General features: G+C 74.4%; 10 protein-coding genes. 3 read left to right on the top strand and 7 right to left on the bottom strand.

Annotated elements, in window-relative coordinates:
* The coding region (locus AB0M39_RS34190) for an alpha/beta-hydrolase family protein (RefSeq protein ID WP_365370742.1) at positions 1–200 on the top strand (200 nt) is incomplete at its 5' end.
* Between the two features lie 33 nt (positions 201–233).
* Here AB0M39_RS34190 and AB0M39_RS34185 read toward each other — a convergent pair.
* Positions 234–959 carry a type II CAAX endopeptidase family protein gene (locus AB0M39_RS34185; protein ID WP_365370740.1) on the bottom strand — a complete coding sequence of 242 codons (726 nt, stop codon included), beginning with the start codon at positions 957–959 and terminating at the stop codon, positions 234–236.
* A gap of 292 nt (positions 960–1251) precedes the next feature.
* On the opposite strand from AB0M39_RS34185, the gene AB0M39_RS34180 reads away from it, so the two are divergent.
* The gene (locus AB0M39_RS34180; RefSeq protein WP_365370738.1) at positions 1252–2505 is read left to right on the top strand and encodes an ATP-grasp domain-containing protein; all 1254 of its coding nucleotides are present in this window, start codon (positions 1252–1254) and stop codon (positions 2503–2505) included.
* A gap of 68 nt (positions 2506–2573) precedes the next feature.
* Here the strand turns inward: AB0M39_RS34180 and AB0M39_RS34175 are convergent, their stop codons facing one another.
* The 5 genes from AB0M39_RS34175 to AB0M39_RS34155 all read right to left on the bottom strand — a co-directional run bounded on the left by AB0M39_RS34175 (position 2574) and on the right by AB0M39_RS34155 (position 8129).
* Positions 2574–3626, bottom strand: a complete 1053-nt coding sequence (locus tag AB0M39_RS34175) for an ABC transporter ATP-binding protein (protein WP_365370736.1) — start codon at positions 3624–3626, stop codon at positions 2574–2576.
* Between the two features lies 1 nt (position 3627).
* Positions 3628–5139 carry an iron ABC transporter permease gene (locus AB0M39_RS34170; protein WP_365370734.1) on the bottom strand — a complete coding sequence of 504 codons (1512 nt, stop codon included), beginning with the start codon at positions 5137–5139 and terminating at the stop codon, positions 3628–3630.
* Positions 5140–5189: 50 nt separating this feature from the next.
* On the bottom strand, positions 5190–6227 hold the full coding sequence (locus tag AB0M39_RS34165; RefSeq protein WP_365370732.1) for an iron ABC transporter substrate-binding protein: 1038 nt from the start codon (positions 6225–6227) through the stop codon (positions 5190–5192).
* Positions 6228–6463: 236 nt separating this feature from the next.
* On the bottom strand, positions 6464–6943 hold the full coding sequence (bfr, locus tag AB0M39_RS34160) for a bacterioferritin (protein WP_365370730.1): 480 nt from the start codon (positions 6941–6943) through the stop codon (positions 6464–6466).
* Between the two features lie 301 nt (positions 6944–7244).
* The gene (locus AB0M39_RS34155; protein ID WP_365370728.1) at positions 7245–8129 is read right to left on the bottom strand and encodes an NAD(P)-binding domain-containing protein; all 885 of its coding nucleotides are present in this window, start codon (positions 8127–8129) and stop codon (positions 7245–7247) included.
* Between the two features lie 142 nt (positions 8130–8271).
* On the opposite strand from AB0M39_RS34155, the gene AB0M39_RS34150 reads away from it, so the two are divergent.
* Positions 8272–11742 carry a BTAD domain-containing putative transcriptional regulator gene (locus tag AB0M39_RS34150; protein ID WP_365370726.1) on the top strand — a complete coding sequence of 1157 codons (3471 nt, stop codon included), beginning with the start codon at positions 8272–8274 and terminating at the stop codon, positions 11740–11742.
* A 381-nt stretch (positions 11743–12123) separates the two neighbouring features.
* Here AB0M39_RS34150 and AB0M39_RS34145 read toward each other — a convergent pair whose 3' ends face one another.
* Complete coding sequence (locus AB0M39_RS34145) at positions 12124–12795, bottom strand: TetR/AcrR family transcriptional regulator (RefSeq protein ID WP_365370724.1); 672 nt, start codon at positions 12793–12795, stop codon at positions 12124–12126.
* Between the last annotated feature and the right edge of the window lies 1 nt (position 12796).

Here is a 12796-nt window from a genome sequence, read left to right as displayed (position 1 = left end):
TCGAAGCGATGGTCTGGCTGCCCTTCGTGACCTTCTGGCAGGTCACCGCCGACCTGCCGTTCTCCACGGGCGTGCCGGACGGCCACGGCCACACCTACAAGGCCGCCTATGTCGACGGCTGGAACGCCGTCATGCGGCCCGAGGGATTCACGGCGCAGGACCTGGACCGGCTGAGGAACGTCATCCAGCCGGAAGGCTGAGCCCACGGCCGCGGCGCCTGCGCCGTCGCGCGGTCAGCGCAGCAGGAAGCCGACGAGGTAGCCGAGTGCGTTGACCGCCCAGTGCAGGCCCATGGGCGCCAGCAGACTGCCGCTGCGGCGGCGCAGTTCGCAGAACAGGACGCCCGCCGCCGCAGTGAACAGGACGGCCGACGCGACCGCCAGGGCGGCGCCGAGCGCCACGTCGCCGAAGACGGCGGTCACAGCAGGCTTCGCGGTCGCCAGGTGCAGAGAAGGCAATACGTGCCACAGGCCGAACAGCAGGCTCGACACGGCGGTCGCCCAGGCCGGCCCGCGGGCGCGGCACACCAGACCGTAGAGCACGCCGCGGAAGGCGATCTCCTCCACCAGGACGGTGCCGACGGGGACGAACACGAGGACGCGCAGCATCAGCTCGCCCCCGTTCATCCCCTCGTACCGCTGGTCCTCGAACAGCGCGCGGGTGGCCGGCAGCAGAGCCCCGGCCAGGTAGACGAGGCCGACCAGGCCGATCAGGGCCAGCGCCCAGCGGGCGCCGCGGGCCAGGGTGCCGGGCGCCAGGCCCGCGTCCGCCCAGGAGCCGCCGGCCCAGCGGAGCACACCGAGCAGCAGGGCGCTGACCACGACTGCCGTCAGCAGGGAGAGCAGGCCGCTCCAGCGGTGCAGGACCAGATTGGCGGCGACGAGAACCGCCACGGTGAGGGCCACGGCCGGCCAGGCGCCGATCGGTCTTCGCCATCGGCTCCGCGACGGGTCGCTCATGGCACGGGACCCCCCTACCTCGCGCCGCTCGGCGTCGTCGGGGTCGCGGCAGGGCATGAGAGGTGTCTTCCGGTCTCGTCTTTCGTCGACGGTTCGTCTCGCCCTCCCCGCAGCCCACGCTACCGGGCGCCTACCCGGGGCGCTCGACCGGAGAAGCCCTGGGCAGGCGGGTCCGGCCGGGCGACGCCTTCCGCTGTTGGGACGTTGCTCTAACTCCGCCTGGAGTCCCGCGGGTTGTTTTCGTCGTTCAGCCCGATAGCCGAGGGCCGGCCGCGCCGGGTTGAGTGGTGCGATGACTGCCGGCACAGGCCCGCGAGGGGCCAGAGTGCTGGTCATCGAGCCGATGGGAAACGCCGGGCGTTTCCTCGTCGAGGCCGCTGACCAGCTGGGAATCCGCTTATACGCGGCCACGCACACGGAAGTTCACGACGGCTACGCCCCCTGGCTGAGAGCCGCCCTGGACGGGGTGTGCGCGACGGATCTCGCGGACACGCCACGCGCCCTCGCCGAGATGGAGTCGTTCTGCCGGGAGCACGGGATCTCCGGCGTCGCCGCGTGCTGGGAGATGCTGACACCGCTGGCCGCGCTGCTGTCGAGCCGGCTGGGACTGCCGGGCAACGACCCGGCGCGAGCGCACGCGGCCCGCAACAAGATCGCTATGGGTGACGCGTTCGCCGTGTCCGGCGTGCCCGCTCCCCGGTGGGCGGCCGCAAGGGATCCTGCCGAGGCGCACCGGGTGGCGTCCTCGCGCGAGCTGGGGTGGCCGCTGGTGGTGAAGCCCGCGGAGCAGGGCGGATCGTGGGGTGTGAGCGTCGTCGACGCGCCGGGCCGGCTGACCGGCGCCGTCGAGGCGGCGCAGCGGTACACGCACGCGTCGCCGCACGGGCTGAGGCTGGACACGCGCGTGGTGCTGCAGGAGTACGTCCCCGGGGAGGAGTACTCGTGCGACACCGTCGTGACCGACGGGGTGGCCTACCCCCTGCCGGTCGTGCGCAAGGACACCACCAGCGGCGCCTACCGCATCGAGACCGGGCACACCTGCCCTGCCGGGCTCGCGCCTGCGACGGCCCGGCTGGTGCGGCACACCGCGGCCCGGGCGGCGCTGGCCGTCGGGATCCGCAACGGCGTCGGTCACACCGAGGTGAAGATCCCGCCCGGCTCGCAGACGCCGTATGTGATCGAGACGGGGGCGCGGCTGCCGGGCGACAACATCTGCGAAGTCGTGGAAGCGGCGACGGGCGTCAGCGAGGCAGCCGCCTACCTTCAGGCCGTGCTGGGCCGGGCGCCGCAGACCGAGCCGTCCCGCGCGAGCGCGGCGACGATCCGCTTCCTGCTCCCCCGGTCCGGGGGCGTGCTGCGCCGCGTCGCCATCCCCGCCGTGCCGGGCGCCCACAGCGAACTGCACCTCCAGCCCGGGGACATGGTGCCGGACCCCGCTGACTCCTCGTGCCGGATCGGGCATGTGGTGGCCCGCGCCGACACCGTCGCCGGCGCCCGGCTGCTCGCCGACCAGGTGACCCGTCGCGCTCGCGTCGAGCTGAGCTGAGCTGGTCTGGGCTGGGCCGTGCGGAGGACAGCGTTCCCGCGGTCGGAGGACGTCCAGCGCGCCGGCCCCTACCTCGGGAACACGCGTGCGGCCCCGCGGACGCGCAGGGCGACCTGGTCGCCGACGGAGGGCGGGACCGACGCCGGGTCGAAGATCCGGGCCGCCACCGCGGTGCCGTCCGCCAGACGCAGGCCGAGCACCGCGTCGTGGCCGTAGAAGTCGCGCCGTACGACCGTCGCGAGGACCGCGTCCGGCGCGCCGGGCGGGACGAGGGCGATCTGCTCGGGACGGAGCAGCACGCGCTGCGGAGCGTTCTGGTCGTCGCCGTCCGCGGGAGCGCTCGGCGTGACGGGCAGAGCGCCGAGCGGAGTACGGGCTCGGTCGCCGTCCATCACCGCGGGCAGCCAGACCGCGTCGCCGACGAACCCGGCCACCCAGGGGTCGGCCGGTGTGCCGTAGAGGAGTTCGGGCGGTCCGCTCTGGACGATCCGGCCGTCCCGCATCACCGCGACCTCGTCGGCTATCGACAGGGCCTCCGCCTGGTCGTGGGTGACGAGCACGGCCGTCGCGCCGTCGGCGCGCAGGGCCTGCCAGACGTCCTGGCGCAGTTCGGCCCGCAGCGCGGCGTCGAGCGCGTTGAAGGGCTCGTCGAGGAGCACGACGGGCGGGCGGGGCGCGAGCGCGCGGGCGACCGCGACGCGTTGCTGCTGGCCGCCGGAGAGGTGGTGCGGCATCCGGTCCTGGAAGCCGGCCAGGCCCACGAGGTCCAGCACGGCCGCGGCGCGGCCGGCCCGCCGGGCCGCTCGGTCCAGTCCGTAGGCGACGTTGCCGAGCACCGACAGATGCGGGAAGAGCGCGCCCTCCTGGGGTACCACCGCGATCCGCCGGCGTTCGGGCGGCACCGAGGCGTCCGGGGTGGCGACCCGGCTCCCGTCGACGCGGATCTCGCCCGCGTCCAGTGCCTCGAAGCCGGCGATGCAGCGCAGCAGCGTGGTCTTGCCCGAGCCCGAGGGACCCAGCACGGCCACCAGCGCGCCCGAGCGTACGGTGAGATCGACGCCGGTCAGCGCCCTGACGGGGCCGTAGTCCTTGTGGACGCCGGCGATGCGCAGCTCCGCCATGTCAGCCGCCTCCCCTAGTGAGCACGCCGGTGCGCGCCGACAGCCACCAGGTGGGCACGGCCGCGATGAGCACCAGCAGCACCGCGTACGGGGCGGCGGCCGCGAACGCGGCGACCGAGGTGCGCGTCCACAGGCCGGTGGCGAGGGTGTCGAGTCCGGTCGGACGCAGCAGGAGGGTGGCGGGGAGCTCCTTCATGCAGGTGAGGAAGGTGAGCGCGGCCCCGGCGCCGATGCCGGGGGCGGCCAGGGGCACGGTCACCGTGCGCAGGACGTAGGTCCGTCGGCGGCCGAGCGAGCGGGCGGCCTCTTCCAGTCCGGGCGGCGCCTGGGCCGCGGCGGAGCCGACCGCCGCGACGGCGAGGGGCAGGAAGAGCGCCGCGTACGCCAACGCCAGCAGCCACAGGGACTGGTAGAGCGGGTAGACGACGTTGATGCCGAAGAACACCAGCGACAGTCCGATGACCAGGCCGGGCAGGGCGTGCGAGAGGTAGGCGAGGCGGTCCAGGGCGACGGCGAGCGCGCCGGGCGCGCGGGCGCCCAGCAGCCCCACCGGCAGAGCGAGCAGCACGGTCAGGCCCATGCCGAGCAGGGAGACTCCCAGCGAGTTCCGTGCCGCCGTGGCGAGTTCGGCGAGGGACCCGGGGCGCGAGACGCCTTCGACGGACCAGCGGAGCAGGCTGGCCGCCGGCACGCCGAGGGCGGCGGCGATCAGTGCGGTGAGTCCGAGCGCGGCCGGCGCGCGCAGCGGGCCCAGGCGCAGCCGGGTCGCCGGTCGGCGCGACCCGCCGCCGAGCCGGGCGTAGCGGGCCCCGCGTCTGCGGGTGAGCTGTTCGGCCAGGAGCACGAGCGCGGTGAGGGCGACGAGCACCGTGGCGAGCACGAGCGCGCCGGTGCGGTCGAAGCCGAGGTTGACCGCGGTGAAGACGGCCCGGGTGAGGACGTCGACCCGCACGATCGAGACGGCGCCGAAGTCGGAGAGCACGTAGAGCGCGACGAGCAGCGCGCCCGCGCCCACCGCCGGCCGCACCTGGCGCAGCGTCACGCCGTAGACCGTGCGCCATGGTCCGCGCCCCAGCGACCGGGACACCTCCTCCTGCGCGGGGTCCGCGCCGGTCAGGGCGGCCGCGACGGGCAGATAGACGTACGGGTACGAGACGAGGGTCAGCACGAGCGCGGCCGCCCAGAACCCCTCGAAGCCCTCGACGGTGGACACCCAGGCGAAGGCGGCCACATAGCTGGGGATCGCGAGCGGCAGCGCCGCGAGCACCCCGAAGAGCCGTCGTGCGGGCACGTCGGTGCGGGTGACCAGAAAGGCCGCGGCGACGCCGAGCACGGTGCAGGCCGCGGTGACGACCGCGGCCAGCGCCACGCTCCGCGCGACCAGGGTTCCGGTGCGCGCCGTGAAGAGCTCCTCGGAGACCGTGGCCCAGCCCGCCTGGCCGACCCGCACGCCGAGATACGTCAGCGGGATGAGCGCGACGCCCACGGCCAGCAGCGACGCACAGGCGAGCATCGGGCGGGGCGCCAGCCGCCGCGCCCGACGCAGGGTGCGGGCGGATGTGGTCAGGCCAGCCCCGATTCCTTGATCATTTTAATCGTCGTCGCCAGGTCGCCCAGGTCCTCCAGGTCGATGTCCGGCGCGTCCAGGGAGGACAGCTTCGGCAGCCCGGGCGCGGTCGCGACGCCGGCGACCAGCGGGTACTCGTACGTCTCCTCGGCGAAGTACGTCTGCGCCTGCGTGCCCAGGAGGTAGTCGACGAAGGAGCGCACGTCCGGGTCGGACGCGGACTCGTCGAGCACGCCGACGCCGGAGACGTTCACGAGGGAGCCGATGTCCCCGTTCGGGAAGAAGTGGTTCTTCGCCTTCAGGTCGTCGACCGAGGCGCCCTGCTCCTTGGCCAGTTCGTACACGTAGTAGTGGTTGACCAGGCCCGCGGCCAGTGTGCCGGAGTCGACGTCGGCGACGATCTGCGCGTTCCCCTCCCTGGTCTGCGCGTCGTTGGCCTCCAGGCCGTCGAGGAACTGCTGGGTCTTCTCGTCGCCGTGCTGCACCCGCATCGCGGTGATGAACGCCTGGAACGAGCCGTTGGTCGGCGCGACGCCGAGCCTGCCCTTCCACTCGGGGCCGGTCACCTCGAAGACCGACTCCGGCAGGTCGGCCGTGGGGACCTGGTCGGTGTTGTAGACCATGACGCGCGCGCGGCCGGTGACGCCGACCCACTCGCCGTTCTCCGCCCGGTAGGCCGTGGGCACCTTCTGAAGAACCTCGGCCGGCAGCGGGGCGAACAGTCCCTTCGACGCCACGGCGCCCAGCGCCCCGGCGTCCTGGGCGAGGAACACGTCGGCCGGGCTCCGGGCCCCCTCCTCCAGGAGCTGGGCGGCCATCTGCGCGGTGTCGCCGTACCGCACCTCGACGGCGATGCCGGTGGACTCCTGGAAGTCCTCCAGGACCGGCTTGACGAGCGACTCGCTCCGACCGCTGTACACGGTGATCTTCTTGTCGGAGCTGGCTGTCGGGCCGGCGTCGACACGCTCGGCCTCCGCCGAGCCGCACGCCGTGACGCCTGCGGCCAGCACGCCGCCGAGTGCCGCTGCCAGCATCCGATTCAACCGAGGGGTCCGCACGATCCCACTCCTTCATCCGCAGCCGGTCAGCCGCGCCAATTCCTGACATAACGCCACTATTAGGACAGGCTAACCTTAGGCGCCGGGCGGGGCCTGGTGCGTGCGGCGCACGAGTGAACCTTCAGCCGAAGGCAGGGCAGCAGGCGTCAGACGCCGCATACGGACGCCTGAGGGGAGCTGAGGGCGGAGCCGCGGGCCCGCGAGGCAACGGGTCAGCCCGTGGGCTGCTCGATGAGCTGCGCGATGTAGAGCGCCTCTCCCAGCTTGTCGACGAGCTCCAGCTGCGCGTCGAGATAGTCGATGTGGTGCTCCTCGTCGGCGAGGATCGTCTCGAAGATGTTCGCCGAGGTGATGTCGCCCTTGGCGCGCATGATCTCGATACCGCGCTTGAGCCGGTCGATCGCCTCGACTTCGACCTCTCTGTCGACCCGGAACATCTCCGCGACCGTCTGCCCTACCCGTACGTGGAAGAGCCGCTGGTAGTTGGGCAGGCCGTCGAGGAAGAGGATGCGGTCGGTCAGGATCTCCGCGTGGTTCATCTCGTCGAACGACTCATGCCTCGTATACGCCGCGAGCTTCGTCCAGCCGAAGCTCTCCTGCATCTTGGAGTGCAGGAAGTACTGGTTGATCGCGGTCAGCTCCGCGGTCAGCTGCTCGTTGAGGAACTCGAGGACCTCGGGGTCGTGCTGCATGACACTCTGTCCTTCCAGCGAGCCGACGCCGCGCCCGCCCCTCCTCGCAGCCGAAACCCGAGCTCGGCGGGAACGCTGTCGTCGGCGCCCCTCCTTCGACCATAACGCGGCTGCCGGGCCCTGCCAGGGCGGGACGGCGTGGGACAGGCGAGGGCGAGCGATGGGCGTGGCGCGCTGTGTGCCCGTTCGTGCACCGCCGGGAGGTGCCCGCGGGCTCTCCGGCACACCCCGGGGCGCGGGCTCACGGCCCCCGCGCCGGGCGGCGCGTCGCCCGCGCGGCGGGGACCGTTGCCGTCGTTCCTCAACGACCGGCGCGCAGGGACTCGATGGTCCTGGACAGGCTGGACGAGGCGTGGCCGGCGTCGATCTGGTCGTCGAAGAGCCGCTGGAGGGGCGCGAGGAGGTCGGTGGACAGGCCCTGCGCCTCGGTGGTGGCGAGGATGTTGCGCAGGCCCACGGCGTTGATCTCCAGGTTGGAGGTCGTGGTCGCGTACTCGCCGCGGTCGATCTCCTCAGCGAAGCCCGGCAGCGCCTCGACGGCGCCCGTCAGCCACCGCACCAGTTTCGAGGTCACCGCGCCCGCCTCGATCCCCTCGGTCCCGGCGAGCGCCACCGCCTGGAAGAAGCCCGCGAACATTCCGTACATGCCGCTGAGCAGAGCGGTGTCGTAGACGGAGGACAGGTCCGGGGCGCTGCCGACGAAGGCTCCCTCGCCGAGCAGGTCGAGAGCCGACTGGTGCTTGCGGTAGGCCGCTTCGTCGCCGCTGTAGAGGACGAAGGCGGCGGACGTGCCGATGGTCTGGGGAACCGCGTAGACGGCGCCGTCCACATAGGCGGCGCCCTGGTCCGCGACCCAGGCGCCGAGCTCGCGGGCGGCGCCCGGAGTGCCGGTGGTCAGGTTGACCACGGTACGGCCGGCCAGGGTCCCGGCGGCCGACCGGAGGAGTTCGCCGACCGTGTCGTAGTCCAGGACCGTGACGACGACGATCTCGGCCGCGGCGACGGCGTCGGCCGCGGTGGCCGCGCGGGAGGCCCCCTGGGCGACCAGGCGGTCGGCCTTGTGCGCCGAGCGGTTCCAGACGGTGGTGGGGTGGCCCTGCGACAGGAAGGCGTCGGCCAGCGCCTGGCCGAGGTTGCCCAGGCCGAGCACGGTGATCGGGGTCCGGCCGGCGGTGTTCGAGGTCATGACGGTGTGTCCTTCGGTTGGGTGTCCTGCTGAACGGGGCTCAGCCTGCGGCGTCGCGCTGCCGGTTGACTGCCGGTCTGCTGCCGGTCCGCTGCCGCTGTGTGCTGCCGTTTGGCTGCCTGCGGCGATTAGGGTGATCGTCATGCGCGTGGGGGTACTGGGGCCGCTGACGGTCTGGGCGGCTGACGGCGAGCCGGTGACCGTGACCGGGGCGAAGGTGCGCAGCCTGCTGGTCCGGCTGCTGACGGCGCCCGGACGGCCGGTCTCCGCGGACCGGTTGGTCGACGCCCTGTGGGGCCATGCGGACACCGAGCCGCCGGTCCACCCCTACAGCAGCCTCCAGGGACAGGTCTCCCGGCTGCGGGCGGCCCTCGAACGGGCCGAGCCGGGCGGCGGGCGCGCACGTCTGGTGCATGACGAGGGCGGCTACCGGCTGCGGCTGGCGCCCGGGGCGCTCGACGCCGAGCGGTTCGCCGAGCTGACCGCACAGGCGCGGTCCGGGGGCCTGGCCGCCCGGCCCCGGGCGGAACTGCTGCGTCAGGCACTGGAGTTGTGGCGCGGTCAGGCGTACGCGGGCCACACCGGCGATCCGGCGGTGCGCGCGGCGGCCGGGCGGCTGGAGGAGGAACGCCTCGCCGCGCTGGAGGAGCTGCTGGACCTGCGGGTTCGCCTCGGCGAGCAGCACACGGTCCTCGGCGAGCTGGACGAGCTGGTCGCCGCGCATCCGCTGCGCGAGCGGCTGCGATCCGTACAGCTGCGGGCCCTGTACCGGGCGGGCCGGCAGACCGAGGCGCTGGCAGGCTACGAGGACCTGCGCGGCCGGCTGGCACGGGACCTGGGACTGGAACCCGGGAGCACGCTGACGGCGCTGCACCAGGCGATCCTGCGTCAGGATGCCGATGTGGAACGGCGCTTCGGTCCCGACGACACCCCGACGCCGGACGAGGCGCCCGCACTCGTCGCCGGGTCGACGGGCGTCGAACGCGGGGCTGAGGGCCGGTCCGGGGAGCCGCGCAGGGGTACGCACCCCAGTCCCCGACGGGGCCCGACTCGGGCGGCGGACCACGCCGCGACCGGCCCCCGGGCGACAGCGGACTACACCGGAGCGGCGGGCGGAGGCGTCCGGCTGCCCGCGCCGCTCACCCAGATCGTGGGCCGGACCTGCGAACTCGCCGCCGTGGAGGCTCTGCTGGAGCACTCCCGGGTGGTCACCGTCACCGGGCCCGGCGGCGTCGGCAAGACCCGCCTGGCGATCGAGTGCGCGGACCGTGCGGCCGGCCGCTACGCGGACGGGATCTGGCTGGCCGAGCTCGCCCCGCTCCCCGCGGGCTCGCCCAGCGAGGTCGTGGCCCAGACCGTGCTCAGGACCCTGGGCGTACGGCAGCCCGACACAGGGCAGCCCCGCCCAGGGCCGACCGCCGGGGCGGACGAGGGCGCGGCGGGCGCGCCGGACGAGGGCGCGGCGGGCGCCGTGGAGCTGCTCGCGGGGGCCCTCCGCGAGCGGCGGCTCCTGCTGCTGCTCGACAACTGCGAGCATCTCGCTGACGCGGTCGCCGAGTTGCTGGCCGCGGTCCTGCCCCGGGTGCCCGGGCTGTCGGTCCTGGCGACCGGTCAGGAGCCGCTCGGGCTGGCGGGGGAAGCGGTCCACCAGCTGGCGCCGCTGGCGCCGGCGGACGCCGTCGCGCTGTTCACGGTCCGTTCCGGACTGCCCGCCGCCGCGCTCGCCTCGCCCGAGGACACGGCGGCCGTCGCCGGCCTGTGCGCCCGGCTGGACGGTCTCCCCCTCGCCCTGGAACTGGCGGCCGCACGGGCCCGCGCCCTGGGGGTGCACGGCCTGTTGGCCGGGCTGGACGACCGGTTCGCCCTGCTCTCGCGGGGGTTGCGCGGGGCGCCCGAACGCCAGCGGACCCTGCGCGCGGTGATCGACTGGAGCTGGGGGCTGCTGGAGCCCGCCGAAGAGGCCGTGCTGCGACGGCTGTCCGTGCACGCGACAGACGCCTCGGGGGCGGCGGCCCGGGCGGTCTGCGCCGGCGCGGAGGTAACGGACGCCCACGTTCCGGAGATCTTGGCCCGACTGGCGGACCGCTCGCTCGTCGTCCTAGTCGACCGTCCGGACGAGACGCGGTACCGACTGCTGGAGTCCGTCAAGTACTACGCCCTGGAGCGGCTGCGGGAGGCCGGTGAGGAGGCGGACGCCCGGGCGCGGCACGGCACCCATCACCGGGAGTTGGCGCTGCGGGCGGAGCCGCTCCTGCGCGGGCCACGGCAACGGCAGTGGCTGACGAGACTGGACGCGGCCGAGGCCGACCTCGGCCCCGCCGTCGAGGAGGCGCTTTCGCGCGGGGCGGTGGTGGAGGCGCTCCAGGCTGCCCGCGCGCTGACCTGGTACTGGCTGCTGCGGGGCAGGCCGGCCGTGGCCGGGCGCCTCCTCGACGCGTGCCTCGCCGCCGAGCGGACTGTCCCGGACCGGCCGGGGGAAGAGCCGGAACGGGCCGCGGCCGTCGCTTCGGCGGCCGCTTGGCGGACCGGTCTGACGCTGTGCGAAGGCGCCTCGCCGGCCACCGGCGAGGCGCAGGTCCAGGCCGCGGTCGACGCCCTCGACACGGCGTTCGCGTCGGCGCAGGACCCGCAGGCCCGGGCCACCGCCCTGTGGTTCCTGGCCTCCGCGCAGATGGGCGCGGGAGAGGTGGCCGTCGGGGAGGAGCTCACCGAACGGGCCCTGGCCGCGTGCGAGGAGATCGGCCACACCTGGGGCACGGCGGCCTCCCTGAGCGTGCGGGCCCGGCACGCCCTCGCGCACGGCGACCTCGACCAGGTGGGCCGCGACGCCGAGCGCAGCGCCCGGCTGTTCGCCGCACTGGGCGACCGCTGGGGGCTGTTGCAGACGGTGTTCCCGCGGGCCGCGCTGCACGAGATCGCCGGCGACTACCCGAGGGCGGCCCGGCTGCACGAGGAGGGGCTCGCCCTCGCCGAGGAGCTGGGGCTGTGGACGGAGGCCGCCAAGCGGCTGTGCGCGCTGGGCCGGTTGGCCTCCCTGACGGGCGACCACGCCGCCGCCCGGGAGCGGCACGAGCGTGCCTGGAAGCTGGCACGGGAGCAGAACAACGGTGCGGGCGAGGCCGATGCCAGGATCGGCCTGGGCATGCTCGCGCGGCGCACGGGGGACCTCGCGGAGGCCGAGGCCCACATGGACGGCGTCCTGGCCTGGTTCCGCGCCACGGGTTACGGGCCCGGCACGACGCTGGCCCTGGCCGAGCTCGGTTTCACGGCGGAGCTGAGGGGCGATGCGGCCCGGGCCGGCGAGCTGCACGCCGAGGGGCTGGCGGTGGCGCGCGGGCTGGGCGACGTACGGGCGGTGGCTCTGGCGTTGGAGGGGCTGGCCGGCGCGGCGGCGGCTAGGGCTGACGCGGAGCGGGCCGCCGAGCTGCTCGGCGCCGCGCACACGGCCCGCGTCTCGGTCGGCGCCCCGCTGCCCGACGCGGAACGGCACGACGTCGATCGGGTGTGGGCGATCTGTCTGACCCTGCTCGGCCCAGCGGCGGCCGACGCGGCCTTCGCCCGCGGGAGGTCCCCTGGCTCGGAGCACCTGGCACCGGCCCCGGCCGCCGGCTGACGCGGTCCGGCGATGCGTCCGGTGCGTCCAAGTGCGTCCAGTGCGGCGGTACGTCCGGGGCGAGGGCTCCCGTGCCCGGCCGGTCGCCGCCGGCTGGTCGGCGACGGCGCGCCCCTCAAACTGGGTACCCCTGAGACGGTCACTGCGCTCGCCGCCGAGGCGCCCGGACGCGTCGGCCGCTGCTGGCCCGCCAAGGCCACCGGGTCCTCCTGGTGGACCGCGCCCGCGTCCCGAGCGACACCGTCTCCACGCATCTGATCCATCCGCCGGGCGTGACGTCCGGCGACCCTGCCCTGGCGCCCGCGACCGGCTGAGCCGCCCTCGCGACCGCCCACAGGGGAGCTTCGCCTCGGAGGATCGCGAGCAGGGCCTGCGGGCCGTTCACTCGGACGCGTGCGGCGCCGGGTCAGGCAGGTCGATCGAGGCGAGCAGGCTCAGCACGGTGGCCTCCATGGCGTGCCGCGCCTCCTCGGGGCTGAGCCCGGTGGAGCGCCAGTGGTGCCAGGCGCCCCATGTGGTCACCGCGTCGAGCCCGTTGACCAGGTCCATGCGCCGTCGGCCCGACAGCCGGTCGAGCTCCTCGGCCAGCACCCCTTCCATCCGTCGGCGGGCGTCGGCGAAGGTCTCCTCGGTGACCTGACGGATGCGCTCCGAGGGGTGGTCCATGCGCATGATCGCCATGCGCGCCGGGGTGATCCATTCCAGGATGCGGGCCCGCTGCTCGACCAGGGCCGCCACGCGTGCGGCGCGCGGGCCTTCGGTGGGCAACGGCCTGATCTGCCGGGCGAGTTGATCGAGCCGCCGGGTGATGGCGGTGTCCACGAGCTGGGCCATGTCGTCGAAGTGGTGGAACACCGATCGCCGTGAGACCCCCGCGTACTTCGCCACCCGGTCGGCGGGGAACTCCGTCACTCCCTCGTCGAGGAGCGCGAGCATCGCGTCGGCGATCTTCTCGCGGGTCTGCCGGCCGCGCTCAGTCCGGCCGTCCGCCGCGGCCTGCGGGCCGCCCTGCTCCGGGCGCCGCGCGGTGTCCTGCTCGGGATGCCGTCCCACC

Origin of the sequence: Streptomyces sp. NPDC051907, from assembly GCF_040681075.1 — a bacterium.
Taxonomy (GTDB): Bacteria; Actinomycetota; Actinomycetes; order Streptomycetales; family Streptomycetaceae; genus Streptomyces.
Note: the sequence above shows the minus strand (reverse complement) of the source record. Positions and strands in the feature narration are given on the sequence as shown.